The sequence below is a fragment of the Actinoplanes sp. TBRC 11911 genome, assembly GCF_012933445.1.
Lineage (GTDB): Bacteria > Actinomycetota > Actinomycetes > Mycobacteriales > Micromonosporaceae > Actinoplanes.
The window spans coordinates 193,284-209,171 of the sequence record NZ_JABBNC010000009.1 but is presented as its reverse complement, the minus strand read 5'-3'; the positions used below and the strand labels follow the sequence as shown (position 1 = coordinate 209,171).

Annotated in this window: 7 protein-coding genes; 5 read left to right on the top strand and 2 right to left on the bottom strand. The window is 69.7% G+C overall.

Annotation, left to right across the window (positions count from 1 at the left end; all coding sequences use genetic code 11):
* The first annotated feature begins 8 nt into the window (after positions 1-8).
* Complete coding sequence (locus HH310_RS15875) at positions 9-2,468, top strand: glycoside hydrolase family 2 protein (protein ID WP_169176306.1); 2,460 nt, start codon at positions 9-11, stop codon at positions 2,466-2,468.
* A gap of 96 nt (positions 2,469-2,564) precedes the next feature.
* The gene (locus tag HH310_RS15870; protein WP_169176305.1) at positions 2,565-4,691 is read left to right on the top strand and encodes a PKD domain-containing protein; all 2,127 of its coding nucleotides are present in this window, start codon (positions 2,565-2,567) and stop codon (positions 4,689-4,691) included.
* Here the strand turns inward: HH310_RS15870 and HH310_RS15865 are convergent.
* On the bottom strand, positions 4,688-6,388 hold the full coding sequence (locus HH310_RS15865; RefSeq protein WP_169176304.1) for a BTAD domain-containing putative transcriptional regulator: 1,701 nt from the start codon (positions 6,386-6,388) through the stop codon (positions 4,688-4,690). The two genes, HH310_RS15870 and HH310_RS15865, sit on opposite strands and share 4 nt — an antisense overlap.
* Positions 6,389-6,540: 152 nt before the next feature.
* Here HH310_RS15865 and HH310_RS15860 point away from each other — a divergent pair, with 152 nt between their 5' ends.
* The 3 genes from HH310_RS15860 (at position 6,541) to HH310_RS15850 (ending at position 14,804) form a co-directional block, all read left to right on the top strand.
* A complete protein-coding gene (locus HH310_RS15860; RefSeq protein WP_248294045.1) occupies positions 6,541-8,196 on the top strand; it encodes a multicopper oxidase family protein in 1,656 nt (551 codons plus the stop codon).
* Positions 8,196-8,945, top strand: coding sequence for a hypothetical protein (locus HH310_RS15855; protein ID WP_169176302.1), 750 nt, complete (start codon positions 8,196-8,198; stop codon positions 8,943-8,945). The genes HH310_RS15860 and HH310_RS15855 overlap by 1 nt, the downstream gene beginning before the upstream one ends.
* Before the next feature lie 126 nt (positions 8,946-9,071).
* Positions 9,072-14,804 carry a peroxidase family protein gene (locus HH310_RS15850; protein ID WP_169176301.1) on the top strand — a complete coding sequence of 1,911 codons (5,733 nt, stop codon included), beginning with the start codon at positions 9,072-9,074 and terminating at the stop codon, positions 14,802-14,804.
* 87 nt (positions 14,805-14,891) lie between these two features.
* On the opposite strand, the gene HH310_RS45345 is transcribed toward HH310_RS15850, so the two are convergent.
* Positions 14,892-15,671: a GNAT family N-acetyltransferase gene (locus tag HH310_RS45345; protein ID WP_211192167.1), complete on the bottom strand. Its 780-nt coding sequence runs from the start codon at positions 15,669-15,671 to the stop codon at positions 14,892-14,894.
* Positions 15,672-15,888 lie beyond the last annotated feature (217 nt).

Below are 15,888 nucleotides of genomic sequence, written 5' to 3'. Positions count from 1 at the left end.
GGAGCACCGTGACCTCCTACCGCCCCCTGCATCAAGGCTGGACCGTTTCCGGCGGGACGGTGTCCGGCCTGGCGGCCGCCGTGCCGGGCTGCATTCATACCGATCTGCTCGCCGCCGGTCTGATCGAGGATCCTTACCGGGACTCGAACGAGACCGAGCTGGCGTGGATCGGTCGTACCGACTGGGAGTACACGACGAGTTTCGACTACGACCCGTCCGACGGGCGGGTCGACCTGGTGTGTGCCGGGCTGGACACGGTCGCCGACATCGCGTTGAACGGGTCCGAGGTCGGTCATACCGAGAACCAGCACCGGAGTTACCGCTTCGACGTCGGCTCGCTGCTGCGGACCGGAGCCAACACCCTGAAGGTCACCTTCGGCAGTGCTTACTCGTACGCCTTGGCACAGCAGCAGCGGCTGGGCGCGCGGCCGGATGCCTACGGCGAGCCGTTCAACTTCATCCGCAAGCAGGCCTGCAACTTCGGGTGGGACTGGGGTCCGACCCTGGTGACCGCGGGCATCTGGCAGCCGATCGGGCTGGAGCGGTGGTCGGTGGCCCGGCTCGGGTCGGTGCGCCCGCTGGTGACGGTGGACGGTGCGACCGGCCGGGTCGAGGTGAGTGCGCGACTCGAGCGCGACGCCACCGGGCCGGTCACCGTCACGGCCGAGATCGCCGGTCGCCAGGCTCGTGCCACCGTTGACGGCACCGACGCGGTCCTCACCCTCGCCGTCCACGACCCGGACCTCTGGTGGCCGCGCGGCCACGGGGACCAGCCTCGCTACGACCTGACCGTCACGCTGACCGGGCCGGACGACGAGGTACTGGACACCTGGTCCCGCAAGGTCGGCTTCCGCACGGTCGAGCTGGACACCTCCGACGACGGCTACACCCTCGTCGTCAACGGCCTGCCGATCTTCGTGCGGGGCGTCAACTGGATCCCGGACGACGTCTTCGCCGATCGGATCACCCGCGACCGGCTCGCGCAACGCTTCCGGCAGACCGCCGACGCCAACGTCAACTATCTGCGGGTGTGGGGCGGCGGCCGCTACGAGTCCGAGGACTTCTACGACCTGGCCGACGAGATGGGCTTCCTGGTCGGCCAGGACTTCCTCTTCGCGTGTGCCGCCTACCCGGAGGAGGAGCCCTTCGCGTCCGAGATCGAGGCCGAGGCGCGGGAGAACGTGGTGCGGTTGTCGTCGCATCCGAGCCTGGTCGTCTGGACCGGCAACAACGAGAACCTGTGGGGCTACGAGGACTGGGGCTGGAAGCCGGAACTTGGCGACCGTACCTGGGGATCGGGCTACTACTACGATCTGCTGCCCCGGATCGTGGCCGAGCTGGATCCGACCCGCCCGTACTGGCCGGGCAGCCCCTACTCGGGCACCCCGGACCGGCACCCGAACGACCCGGCGTACGGGACGACGCACGTCTGGGACGTGTGGAACACCGACGACTACACCAAGTACGCCTCGTACCGGCCCCGATTCGTCTCCGAGTTCGGGTTCCAGGCCCCACCGGCGTACGCGACCCTTGAGGAGTGGATCTCGGACCGGCCGCTCGCGCCGGACTCGCCGGGGATGGCCCACCACCAGAAGGCCACGGGTGGCGACGAGAAACTGGCGCGTGGCCTGGCCAACCATCTGCCCGGGCCGGCCGATTTCGACGACTGGCACTACTTCACGCAGCTCAACCAGGCCCGCGCGGTGGCGTTCGGGATCGAGCATTTCCGGTCGCTGCGCCCGCTCTGCATGGGCACGATCATGTGGCAGATCAACGACTGCTGGCCGGTGACCTCGTGGGCCGCGATCGACGGCGACGGCCGGAAGAAGCCTCTCTGGTACGCCATGCGCCAGGCGTACCGGGAACGGCTGTTGACCTTGCAACCGCGCACCGGCGGGCCGATGGCGGCGGGCGGACCCCTGATGCCGGGCGAGCCGGGCGCGGTGGTCCCACCGGACGGCAGGCCGGCCCTGGTAGCGGTCAACGACGGCCGCGAACCGTGGCACCTGACCGCGACCGTGACCCGCCGCGCTCTGACCGGCGACGTCCTCGCCGAGGCGGTGCTGACGGAAATCGTGCCGCCGGGCGATGCCGTCACCCTTCCGCTGCCGGACGAGGTGACCACCCCGGGTGACCCGACGACCGAGCTGATCGTGGCCGACGCGGCCGAACATCGCACCCTGTGGTTCTTCACCGAGGACCGGAACGTGCCCTGGCCGGCCGCCGATTTCACCGCCCAGGTGGGCCGAACGGACGACGGATACCGCGTGACGGTGACCGCCCGGTCGATCCTGCGGTCGCTCACCCTCTTCCCGGACCGCCTCGACCCGGCGGCCGAGACCGACCGGGCCGACGTCACCCTGCTCCCGGGGGAGGAGGTGACCTTCGTGGTCCGGTCCGAGCGCGACCTGAACCCGGAGCGGCTGACCACGCGCCCGGTCCTGCGGAGCGTAGGCGACAGAACCTGAATAGAGCGCCGTCACCGCTTCAGGAATCACTCAGCCGGATGAGAGCGCCGGCGGACAAAGTGTCGCGCAGTCGTGCCCCGAGGATTGAGGAGTCCCATGGGAAACAGAGTGCGCCGCGCCGCGATCGCCGCCGGCGCTCTAGTCGCGCTGGTTGCTCCGATAGCCACCGCAGCCTCCGCCGTCGTCGTCAACCCCGCCACCCCACGCACCGGAAAGCTCGTCCAGGTCGGCCCGATCGCCGAACACGGCTTCCCCGCCTGGTACCGGGACAGCAACGGAGTGCGGCTGGAGGGCTGCACGACGCTCGACGACCCGCTGTGCGCCGCGGGCGCGGACGAGGTGCCCAACCCGGACGCCCCGATCTCGTTCCCCGACAACTTCCCCGGTGAGCACTTCTACCAGCTCGACAACGCCACGCTCACGCTGACCAGCGGCGCTCGCGCCACGGTCGACACGAACATCGAGGGCGCCTTCGCCAACGAGGAACCGATCAACGGCGACCAGATGGTGTTCGGCCGGGTCCGGATCCGGTTCGACGCGCCCGCCGGGCAGAAGTTCCGGATCACCCACCCGTACGGCATCGACGAGCTCACCGCCGACGACCGCAACCGGGTCAACTTCACCGAGGACACCGGCACCACCGCGGGCGCGTTCGGCCAGGTCATGAACGGCCGGGTCGGACCTTTCCTGAAGTGGGACCCGGCGGTCGCCCCGGCCGCTCCGGCCGGCTACGTCGGCGACCCGGGCGTCCTGCACAAGGTCGTCGGCAGTCCGTACAACACGAACTTCGTCCGGATCGAGCAGCTGGACCCGGCGACCAACAACGTCATCGGCGAGGTCGGCTTCACCGACACGTTCAGCGTTCAGGGCCGCTACGCCACGAACGCCGGGGTCGACCTGAACGCGGTCACCTACTCGGCCGAGGCGGACGGTCGCGGCGTGATCGACGTGTACGCCACCAGCGAGCCCGGCCAGGCGATCGAGGTCGTCGGCAACCCGGCTCTCGGCTTCGCCACCACCCCGCTGCGCGGCGACGGCAACGGTCACTACTACGGCCGATTCCCGATCACCGGTACGGCCGTGCCCGGTACCGCCGTCGAGGTGCGCAACGCCTCGGACCGTCCGGTACCGGTGAAGAGCCGCAAGATGGTCGACGTGGTCTGGGTGGACCAGGCCGACTACGACGCCGACGCCCAGACCCTGACCGTGCGAGCCCACTCCAGCGACAAGCGCAATCCCGCGTTCACGGTGGACGGCTTCGGCCCCCTCAGCGGCACGCCGTTCAGCGGGGTGGCGGCCCCGCCGTACCAGGTCACCGTGACCTCGGCCGGCGGTGGCTCGACGACCGCGCCGATCTTCGGTTCCGGCAACCAGTTCCTGCCGCCGGCTCCGGTGGCGGGTGCGACCGCGGCGGCCTCGGGCATCGTCGGTCAGACCGTGGCGCTCAACGGCTCCGGCTCGACCGGCGTGATCACCTCGTACGCGTGGACGCAGACCGCGGGCCCGGCGGTGACCATCAACAACGCCGGCGCGGCCAGCGCCAGCTTCGTCGCGGCGGCGGCCGGCACGTACAGCTTCGCGTTGACCGTCGCCGGACCGGGCGGCACGTCGATCCCGGCGACCGTGACCGTCCAGGTGGTCGCCTCGGTCCTGCCGACGGCCAACGCCGGCCCGGACCAGACCGTGATCCGCGGCCGCGCCGTCACGCTGGACGGATCGGGCTCGACGAACGCCGAGTCGTACCAGTGGACCCAGGTGTCCGGCCCGGCCGTGACGCTGACCGGGGCCACCACCGCGAAGCCGACGTTCACCTACCCGAACCAGCTCCTGCCGGCGTCGCCGGGCCCGAACGCGACGTTCGTCTTCGACAACGCCCCGCTCGTGTTCCAGCTCCGGGTCACCAACCCGGCCGGTTCGGCCACCCGCAACGTGACGATCCGGCCGCAGGCCGACGCGTTCACCGGGCTCACGGTCCGCTACCGCACCGGCAATAACGAATGGCGGATCGCCGGTAACACCACGTTGCTCGCCGGTCAGCGGGTCACGGCGGTGCTCGGCAGCAACCTGAACGGCCGGGTCATCGGCACGCCGCAGACCGTGGACACCACCGGCGCGTTCAGCATCCGGGTCACCGGGCCGGCGCCGGGCACCGTCCGGACGATCAGTCTGGTGAGCTCCACCGGAGCGGTCCAGCTGGCCGTCGCGGTCAACGTCACCAACTAAACCGCCGCGAGGCGCTCCCGCAGCGCCCTCTTCGAGGCACCCGACACCTGGTCGGCCACCGCGTCGCGAACAAGCGAGCTGCGGTGGCCGACCAGCCCTTTGTCGTCTTCGTCCAGGAGGTGCGCGTGTACCAGCCGGTCGATCGAGTCGAGCACCTCGATCATCGGGCGGCCGATGAGAATCGCCAGGTCGGCGGCGTCGAGCCGGCCCAGCACGGCGCAGGTGCGCAGGATGTCCCAGGCGGGTTCCGGCATCCAGCGGGTGCGGGCGCGGGCCAGCTGCATGGCCACCGCCAGCCGGATCTCGGGCAACCGCCGCGCGACCGCGATCAGCGCCGGGATGCCGCCGGTCAGCCCGGCCAGGTCCACCTCGTGGAACGGGGCCAGCTCGGCGGCGGACAGCGGCTCCAGCCGGATGACGACCGGCGTGCCGAGTGCGGCCAGCGGCCGCGCGGCGACCTCCGACGGGTAGCGGTAGGTGAGCACCACCCGCAGCGCCGGATAGTGCCGCACCAGCCAGGACAGTTCGGCGACGCTGGACGCGTCCAGGTCGGCGGCGTCGTCCACGGCCACGATGACCGGTTCCGGGCCGGCGAACATCGCGCCGATCGACTCCAGCGTCCGGCGATCCAGCGGCCGGTCCTGGTCGTCGCCGCCCTCGTCGATCGCGGCGATGATCTCCGGGCTCGCCGCCAGCTGCACCAGCGCGGACCGCAACCAGGCCAGCCGGTGCACCGCGATGGACGAGCCCCCGTGCCCGATGCCGACCCGGCCGACCACGTGCCTGGCCAGCTCGTGCAGGAATGCCGATTTGCCCGCGCCGTCCGGTCCGACGATGTGGACGACCTGGGGCTGATCCGGCTCGACCAGCACCCGCAGTGCCGCCTCCCGGCCGATGAAGCGTTCCCGTTTCGCGGGCGCCACGGGTACCGCGACGGCGGGTGCGGGCTGCTGCCGCCGGGCCAGGAGCTCCCGGTGCAGCCGCACGATCTCGGTCGAGGGCGTGACTCCCAGCTCATCGTCGAGAACCGTGCGGAGCTGCTCGAACAGCCGCAGCGCGTCGTCCTCGCGATCCAGGGCGACCGCCGCCTCCATCGCCGCCCGATATCCGTTCTCCAGGAACGGGTTGAGCTCGATCGCCTCCTGAGCCAGGCGCAGCGCCCGCGACGGGTTGTCCGGCATGGCCGCGCCGGCGAGCTCCAGACGCGCGGCGACGGCGGCGACCTGGACCTCGCTGCGGGCCGGGGACGCCCAGTCGGCGTACGGGTCCTCGGGGAAGGGAAGTTCGTGGGTGAGATCGAGGATCTGCTCGTGCAGGGTGAGCCGTTCCGGGGCGCCCGGCGGCAGCATGTCCAGCTCGCGGACCCGATGGCGCAGCTCGGCGAGGTCCAGCTCGGCGCGGCCGGTGTCGAAGAGGTACCCGCCGCCGCGGGTCACGATGAAGCAGGACGAGGCCGGCGCGTCCGGTTGGAGCCGGCGGCGGATCACCGAGACGTAGTGCTCGAGCGCGGCCACGTGGTTGCCGGGCAGCGCGTCACCCCAGACGGCGTCGGCGAGGGCGTCCTTCGACTGGATCCGGCCGTGCCGCGCGGCCAGCACCGCCAGCACCTGCCGGGCCCGTCGCGGCAGCTCTTCCGCGGCCAGCCTCGTGCCCCGGTCGTCGGTGACCGTCAGTTGCCCCAGAACCCGGACCCGCATCGCGGCCTCCTCCAGCTGATTCTCCGGGTACGGATCGGCGTACGTGTCCTGGATCTCAGGTTTTCCTCAGGGCGACTTCAGAGGTCACTCCTACCTTTCCGGCACGCCGTAAGGAGACCGACAGACCGGGGAGTTCGATGACGCACGCAAACATGAGCAGGCGAAACCTGCTACGCGGGGCCCTTGCGTTGGGTGGCGGGGGACTCCTCGTCGCGACGGCCGGCGGAGAGGTATTCGCCAAGTCGAGCGGTACGTCCAGCAAGAACACGCCGACGCCGTACACGAACATGTTCCGGCGCCCGCCGGTGCTGATGCCGACCGAGGAAGGGGTCGACGAGAAGGGGCCCTTCCAGAAGTACCGGCTCACCCAGAAGGAAGCGCTGGCGAACATCCTGCCCGGCCTGAGCACCAGGATCAGCGCGTACAACGGGATCTTCCCGGGCCCGACTCTCAAGATCATGCAGGGCACCCGGACCGAGGTGCGCATCGCCAACAAGCTCTCCACCAACCGGATCACCGGCCAGCCGTTCAGCACGGTGACCCACCTGCACGGCTCGGCGTCGTTGCCGCAGTACGACGGGTACGCCAACGACCAGACCGCGCCCGGCAAGGTCAAGAACTACAAGTACCCGAACTGGCAGCAGGCCCGGACACTCTGGTACCACGACCACAACCACCTCACCACCGCCAAGAACGTCTTCCAGGGCCTGGCCGCCCAATACCACCTCGGCGACCCGTACGAGCGTGCGCAGTTGCCCCAGGGTGAGTACGACGTACCCCTGATCGTCAGCGACCTCGCGTTCAACGCGGACGGTTCGGTGGCGTTCAACGACGAGGACCACGCCGGCTTCATGGGCGACGTCATCCTGGTCAACGGCGTGCCCTGGCCGAAGATGAAGGTGAAGCCGCGGGTGTACCGGTTCCGCGTGCTGGTGGCCAACGTGTCCCGTTCGTACCGGTTCTCGCTCAGCACCGGCGACCCGTTCTACGTGGTCGGGAACGACGCCGGCATGACCCCCAAGGTGAACGCCGTCTCGTCCTGGCGGCACGGTGCCGCCGAGCGGTACGAGGTGCTCATCGACTTCCGGAAGTACAAGGTCGGCACGAAGATCGAGCTGAAGAACCTCAGCAACAAGAACAACATCGACTTCAAGAACACCGACAAGGTGATGCAGTTCGAGGTCGTCGCGGACTCCAGCGGGCCGGACCCGTACGTCGTCCCGACCACGCTGGACCTGGGCCCGCAGCCGTACGCCAACCGGGGCGCCATCGAGGTCAACAAGCTGACCCCGGACATGGCCAAGGTCAAGCGCAAGGCGACCGTCGAGCGCAAGAACGGGATCTGGACCGTCAACGGGGAGACCTGGGAGGACGTCGAGGCGTCCGGCTTCCAGCGGGTGCTGAGCAACCCCAAGCCGTACGACGTGGAGCTGTGGACCCTGGAGAACAAGTCCGGCGGCTGGTTCCACCCGTTCCACATCCACCTGATCGACGGGCAGATCATCTCGCGGAACACCACCAAGGACGGCAAGGCGCACCCGTGGGAGGGCGGCGGCAAGGACGTCTTCTACCTGGGTGAGAACGAGACGGTGCAGGCGCTCATGCAGTTCACCACCGGCGACGGCAACGACGGTGGCCGGTACATGACGCACTGCCACAACCTCGTGCACGAGGACGACGACATGATGATCCAGTTCGCGGTGGGCGGTATCAACACCAACGACCCGATCAACGCGGACCCGGCCGTTGTCGACACCGAGGCGGAGATGCCCGCGGTGTACGCCCCCAGCTACCCGTTGGGGACCTGATGCGCGGACGAATCAAGCTTGGCATCTCCTTCGGGCTGGTCGTGGCCGGTATCGCCGCGATCAGCTGGAACCTGGCGCCGGCCTCGGTCGCCGCCGTCGACCCCGGGGACAAAGGTGACTCGGGTGATGCCCAGGTCATCTCGACCTACGACGGGCCGATGGTGCGCAAGCGGGCGGCGATCGGGATCCTGCCGTCGAAGAATGCCGATCTTGACCACATCCGGGCCGAGGTGCTCGCCCTGGCCAAGCGGGAGAAGGTCGGTCCGCTCACCGAGTCGACCTTCGCCGTGTTCAACGAGCACCTCTTGACGTACCTGGTGCCGCAGTTGACCTTCATCGCCCCCGAAGGCGTGTCGGTCACCCGGGCCGAGGCGATGCTGCGCGACTACCAGCCGGCCGACGTGGCGTTCCACGTGACCGACACCGTGCTGGTGCACGATCTGACGTTCGCGGTCATCCCCGCCGCGGGCGTGCAGCCGGCCGCGGTCAGCAAGGAGCTGGACGAGGAGGGCATCCTGACCGACTCGCTCAACTTCTACGACACCAAGGTGCAGCAGGCGGGATTGACGGTGCACTACTTCGGTGCCGTGGTGAGCGACTCGACGGTCAGCACGGTCCGTAAGGAGATGGGCCGGGCGGCGAACGTGCCGGCCGAGCGGGTCCTCGTCGAGGGAACCCTCCCCGGTCCTGGAGTCGACCTGAGCGACGGCGTTCCGGCGCTCGGCAACGGCGGTCACTCCGGCCACTGAAGTACCGCTTGGCGAAGGGCCGTCCCGTTCCGGGGCGGCCCTTCAGCTTGCCCTCAGTCGGGCCACACCACGCTTTCCCACTATGTACGAAATTCCGGTTTTCCCCGCTCCCAGGAGAACGCGTACATGAGGCACATCCGCACGGGCGTAGCCGTCGGCTCGCTCCTCGCCACGTTCCTGATCGCCACACCGCCGGCGCAGGCCGCGCCGATCGGCCAAGGATTCACCGTCACGGCGAGCGACCTCGCCTACATCCTGAAGCAGATCAAGATCTCCGAGGCGCACGTCGCGAACACGACCAGCGAGACTGGGCCGTGCGGGGCGCTGCTGGGGACCGGGCCGGACCAACTGCCCAGCCCACTGCTGTCGCAGGGCCTGCGCACCGTCGACGGCACCTGCAACAACCTCATCGCCGGGCAGGAGAAGTACGGCGCGTCGGACCAGATCTTCCCGCGTCTCGCCGGCAAGAACTTCCGGACGGCGGAGAACGCCCCGGCCAACTTCTTCGGGCCGGGTAGCCCCGCGATGTCGACCACCTACACGGACAAGAGCGCCGGCAACGTCGTGGTGGACAGCCAGCCCCGGATGATCAGCAACCTGATCGCCGACCAGACCGCGAACAACCCGGCCGCCGTCGCGGCCTCCGGGCAGCCGGTCCGGGCGCAGACCACGCAGACCACGCCGCAGACCGAGGGTGACACGCTGTTCATCCCCAACGTCACCACCGACATCGGGCTGTCCGCCCCGTACAACTCCTGGTTCACGCTGTTCGGGCAGTTCTTCGACCACGGCGTCGACCAGACCGTCAAGGGTGGCGGCACGGTCATCGTGCCGCTGCGCGCGGACGACCCGCTGATCGCCGGCCCGGACCGGATCGCCGGCACCGCGGACGACCCGAAGCCGGGCGACGCGCGCTACGTCCCGCCGTCGATGCGTTTCATGGCGCTGACCCGGGCCCAGAACCAGCCCGGCCCGGACGGCAAGCTCGGCACCGCCGACGACGTGCAGGACGCCACGAACACCGACACCCCGTTCGTGGACAACTCGCAGACCTACACCTCGCACGCGTCCCACCAGGTGTTCCTGCGCGAGTACGCCCTCTCCGAGGGGCGTCCCGTGAGCACCGGCAACCTGCTTGCCGGCGCGGCCGGGGGCCTGCCCACCTGGACCGAGACCAAGAAGCAGGCCCGCGACCTGCTCGGCCTCGAACTGACCGACGCGGACGTGCTCAACATCCCGACGATCCTCGCCGACCCGTACGGGAAATTCGTTCCGGGCCCGGCCCGCGGCCTTCCGCAGTACGTGACGTCGACCGGCCTGGTCGAGGGCGACACCGCGAACCCGGTCCGGGTGCCGGCCAACACGCTGCACTTCGACACCCCGTTCCTCACCGACATCGCGCACAACGCCGACCCCACCCCGGTCGACACGGACCACAACCCGGCCACCGCGCCGGTCGCGCCGCGGGCCGATGACGACGACACCGCCAGCGCCGACTTCGCCGCGCAGCCGGCCGGCACCTACGACGACGAGATGCTGGGCGCGCACTTCATCGCCGGTGACGGGCGGGTCAACGAGAACATCGGGCTGACCGCGGTGCATCAGGTCTTCCACTCCGAGCACAACCGGCTGGTCGGCGACATCGAGCGGGTGCTGACCGAGGAAGGCGGCAACGCGCTCGGCGAATGGCAGCTGCCGGGCGGCGCGTGGAACGGCGAGCGCGTTTTCCAGGCCGCGAAGTTCGTCGACGAGATGGAGTACCAGCACCTGGTGTTCGAGGAGTTCGCCCGCAAGGTCTCGCCGGCGATCAACCCGTTCCAGCCGTTCGCGTTCACGCAGACCGAGCTCAACCCGGCCATCTACGCCGAGTTCGCGCACGCCGTCTACCGCTTCGGGCACTCGATGCTGACCGAGACGATCGGCCGCACGCGCGAGGACGGGTCGGACGACTCGATGTCGCTGCTCGCCGGATTCCTCAACCCGCCCGCCTACACCAACAACGGCACGCTCAGTCCGGAGGAGGCGGCCGGCGAGATCATCCGGGGCATGACCGACCAGGTCGGCAACGAGATGGACGAGTTCGTCACCGACACGCTGCGCAACAACCTGCTCGGCCTGCCGATGGACCTGGCCGCCGTGAACATCGCCCGTGGACGGTCCGAGGGCGTGCCACCTCTCAACATCTTCAGGCGTTCCCTGTACGCCAAGACGGGTGACTCGGCGCTCATGCCGTACACGAGCTGGGTTGATTTCGGGGAGCACCTCAAGCACCCGGAGTCGCTGGTGAACTTCGTCGCGGCGTACGGGAAGCACCCGAGCATCGTGGCCGCCTCGACGGTCGCGGCGAAGCGTGCGGCCGCCCGGGCCATCGTCGACCCGCAGCCCGGCGACGAGGCTCCGGCCGACGCCGCCGCCTTCATGAACGCGACCGGCGAATGGACCGAGGCGACCTCCGGGCTGGACGACGTCGATCTGTGGATCGGCGGGCTGGCCGAGGTGACCGACCCGTTCGGTGGGCTGCTCGGCACCACGTTCAACTACGTCTTCGAGAACCAGTTGACCAGTCTGCAGAATGGAGACCGGCTCTACTATCTGGCTCGTACCCCCGGTATGAACCTGCGGACCCAGCTCGAAGGCAACTCGTTCGCCGAGCTGATCAGCCGTAATACCACCGCTTACGGGTTGCGGGCCGATGTCTTCTCGACGGCCGACTGCAAGTTCACGCTGTCGCATCTGGACGGGACCGCGGCGGGCTATGCCCAATTCGGAAATATCGTGAAAGATGACCCCACGACCGACTGTGACGAACACGCGCTGCTGCTGCGTAAGCCGGACGGCACGATCCAGTACCGCAACCGCAACAGCGTGGACCGGCCGGGTCTGAACGCGCAGTCCACCTTCGTGGGAACCGAGAACAACGACAAGGTGGTGGCCGGCAACGACAACGACACCATCTGGGGTGACGAGGGCGACGACCGGCTCGAAGGCGGCGCCGGCAACGACCTCGCCATCGGCGGCGAGGGCGACGACATCATGACCGACGCCGGCGGCGACGACATCCCGAAGGGCGGGCCGGGCAACGACGCGATCGACGCCGGACCGGGCCTGGACATCGTGATGAGCGGCACCGGCAAGGACTTCACCGACGGCGGTGCGAACGCGAACGAGACGTTCGCCGGTGAGGGTGACGACATCGTCAACGCGGGTGACGGTGAGGACGCCGTCTTCGGTGATTCCGGCGACGACTGGGAAGAGGGCGGCAACCAGCCCGACCTGCTCCAGGGCGACAGCGGCAACCTGTTCTTCCTGGACGACTCGAACAAGCCCGGCAACGACGTGCTGATCGGTCAGGGGGGTGACGACGACTACGACATGGAGGGCGGCGACGACATCGGCGTCCAGGGTCCCGGCATCGAGAAGAACGCGGGCGGCTCCGGGTACGACTGGTCCATCGCCTCCAGCTCCGACCAGGGCGGCGACGACCAGCCGATGGACTCCGACCTGGACCAGCCGGTGCTGCCGGACAACGTGCTCGCGGCCGACGTGCGGGACCGGTACAACGAGGTCGAGGCGCTCTCCGGCGGCACACGCAACGACAACCTGATCGGTGACTCGCGGGTGCCGTCCACCGTGGGTGGTGCCGGATTCATCGGCTGCGACGCTCTGGACGCGGCCGGCATCGCCCGGATCAAGGGCCTCGACCAGATCGTCACCGAGCTGCCCACCCCGGTCTCGGCCGTGGGCAACGCCTCCGGGCGGCCCTGCGACCTGCACGGCAACGTGTGGGGTGAGGGCAACATCCTGCTCGGCGGGCCCGGCGACGACACCATCCAGGGCCGGCTCGGCAACGACATCATCGACGGCGACCGGTACCTGACCGTGCGCCTGTCGGTGCGCGACGACGCGGGCAACGAGATCCGCTCGGCGCGCAGCATGAACGAGCTCAAGGCGGACGTGTTCGCCGGGAAGATCAACCCCAAGAACATTTTCGTCGTACGCGAGATTCAGACGTCCCCGTCACGGGACAAGGACACCGCGGTGTTCGCCGGGGTGCGGGCCCAGTACGCCGTCACCCCGATCGACGGCGGCCTGCAGGTCTCCGGCCCGGACGGCACCGACACGGTCCGCAACGTGGAGTTCCTGAAGTTCGACGACCAGGTCGAGGCGGTCGGCGGGGTCGAGGCGGCGCTCGGGGTGACGGCGTTCGCCGGCGACGCGCAGGCCACGGTGCTGCTCACGGTGCCGGACGGGGTGGCGGCGACGTCGCTCACCCTGTCCCGGACGGCGGGCGGGGTCACCACCGAGACCGAGCTGGCGGCGACGACGCGCAGCCTGGTGGTGAGCGGGCTGGCGAACGGTACGCCGGTGACGTTCCGGGTGCGGGTCAACACCGCGGACGGGCCGGGCGAGTTCTCGCCGGCGTCGACGGCGGTGACGCCGGCGGCGGTGCCGGTGAGTGACGACGACAACGAGCCGGGCGAGAACGAGGAGGGCGACGAGCCAGGCGAGACCGAGGGCGGCGAGACCACCCCGACTCCTACTCCTACGCCGACTCCGACTCCGACTGGTCCGACGACTCCTACGAGCGAGCCGACAACTGGCCCGACTCCTACGACCGGCCCGACGACTCCTACCACCGAGCCGACGACCGGCCCCACGACTCCTACCACCACGCCGCCCACCACCACGCCGCCGGTCATCCCGGTTGCACCCGGTGCGCCGGTGATCGGCAACGCGACCGCCGGTGACGAGTCGGCCGTGGTCCGCTGGACCGCCCCGACGTTCGACGGTGGCTCGGCGATCTACGGGTATGAGATCCAGGCGGTCGATCCGGAGACCGGGATCGTGATCGGTGTCGACGCGACGGGTCCGGATGCCGCGGAGATGACGATGACCGGTCTGACCAACGGTGTCCCGTACGCCTTCTGGGTGCGGGCGGTCAACGCGGCCGGCGCCAGCGAGGCTTCGGAATTGTCCAACGTGGTCGTTCCGGCAGCCACCACCCCCGGCGGCGGCACGCCGGCCCCGACCGCAACTCCCTCTACCAGCCCGACCGCATCGCCCTCTACTAGCCCGACCGCGACTCCAACGACGAGTCCTACTACCCATCCGACCACGACTCCGACCACCCACCCGACCAGCGGCCCGACCACGACCCCGACGACCCACCCGACGACCGGCCCGACCACGGGTCCGACGACCGGCCCGACGACCGATCCGACGACCGGGCCGACCACGGGTCCGACGACCCCGCCGGTTGACCAGCCGACCGTTCCCGGCACGCCGCGCCTCGGTACGGTGACCTCCGGAAACAACCTGCTGGTAGTCCGGTGGACGGCTCCGGCCGACAACGGCGGCTCGCCGATCCAGCGTTACGAGATCGAGGTCGTCAACGGCACGCACCGCACGACCCGTACGGCCGCGGCCACGGCTTCCCAGCTCACGGTCACCGGCCTGACGAACGGGGTGGCGTACCGGGTGCGCATCCGGGCCGTCAACGCGATCGGCGCCGGCACCCAGTCGGCACCGTCCGGCGCGGTCACCCCTAAGTCCGTCCCGTCCACGGTGGCGTCACTGACGTCGCAGGCCGGCCCCCGCGGCGGCAAGGCGACGACGACGCTGCGCTGGACGCCGGGCAACGCGAACGGCGCCGCGGTCACCAAGTTCCGGGTGACCATTCAGCGCCTGAACTCGCGGGGAGCCGCCACCGGCAACCCGACGGTCATGGTCCTGCCGGTACGCACCCGCTCGGTGACCTTCACCGGAGCCGGCACGGGCGTCCGTTACCGCTACACGGTTCAGCAGATCAACGCGATGGGCACCGGCTCCGGCCGGACCACCTTCGGTTTCGTGCGGTAGGCGCACCGATGCCAACGGCCCCGGGCGGTTCGCCCGGGGCCGTTTCACGTCACCAGCCCCCGCAGCCGCCGGCCCGGGCCGGCGGAGCTACTGCGAGGCCAGCTGGATGAAGTGCACCGCGGAATTGGTGCGGTAGCCGATGCGCTCGTAGACCGGGCGCCCCGCCGGGGTCGCGTGCAGCACCACGTGCTGCTGCCCGGTGCGGCGGATGCCCTCATGAATCGCCTTGCGGGTCACCGCTTCGCCGAAGCCGCGGCGCATGTCGGCCGGCATCGTCGCCACCAGCGCCAGGAACAACGCGTCGTCGTTCTCGACGGTCGCGGCGCACGCCACCGGGCGGCCGCGGTCGTAGGCGATGTACGCGTAGGTGTCCCGCAGCCACGCCTTCGATCCGGAAAGGGCGGCCGGCCCGGCGTCCTCCGCCATCCCGTACGCCCGGGCGTTGATCTCGCCGTAGGTCAGCAGCTCGTCCTCGGTCTCCACCCGGCGGAACTCCAGCTCCGGTGACGACGAGGACGGATCGGGGACCTCGACGTCACCCGCCATGCCCCACCCGGTGAACGAGATCTCCAGGCCGGCGTCGCTCATCAACCGCGGGAACGCGGCCTTTGCCGCCGGGTCGAGCAGGTCCTCGAACAGCCACAGCAGACCCGGCCGCGACCGGCCGCGCATGAAGGTCGCCGTCCGGGCGAGCTGGTCGCCGAGGTCGCCGGCGGAGATGCTCTCGCCGGTCAGCGTCAGGGTGTTCCAGAACGGGAAGGCGCTGTCGGCCCACAGGTGGCACACGCCGTCGTCGACGCTGACCCGGCCGCCCCGGTCCTCGACCATCCTGGTCCAGACGCCGACGAGCTGATCCTTCGCTTCCACGGCTTCCGCTGATGGATTCATGGCCGACGTTCTCACTTTCTTGCGCTGAGGATATTTGCGGACTTGCGGGCCGCGGATCGGCTGGACGCTATTGACGTGCGCGCCAGGTCGCTATGTCGGCTACCACCGGTACCGGAATGAACTCAGAGTCACCGAGGGATTCGCACCACAGACTCGAACTCCGTCAAATCGACAGACGTCTAGTTGGAATTTCGTG

What these genes read in the sequence shown, in the direction of transcription:
- HH310_RS15870 (WP_169176305.1), top strand. Translation starts at nt 2,565, where the DNA reads ATGGGAAACAGAGTGCGCCGCGCCGCGATCGCCGCCGGCGCTCTAGTC.
- HH310_RS15865 (WP_169176304.1), bottom strand. Translation starts at nt 6,388, where the DNA reads ATGCGGGTCCGGGTTCTGGGGCAACTGACGGTCACCGACGACCGGGGC.
- HH310_RS15860 (WP_248294045.1), top strand. Translation starts at nt 6,541, where the DNA reads ATGAGCAGGCGAAACCTGCTACGCGGGGCCCTTGCGTTGGGTGGCGGG.
- HH310_RS15855 (WP_169176302.1), top strand. Translation starts at nt 8,196, where the DNA reads ATGCGCGGACGAATCAAGCTTGGCATCTCCTTCGGGCTGGTCGTGGCC.
- HH310_RS15850 (WP_169176301.1), top strand. Translation starts at nt 9,072, where the DNA reads ATGAGGCACATCCGCACGGGCGTAGCCGTCGGCTCGCTCCTCGCCACG.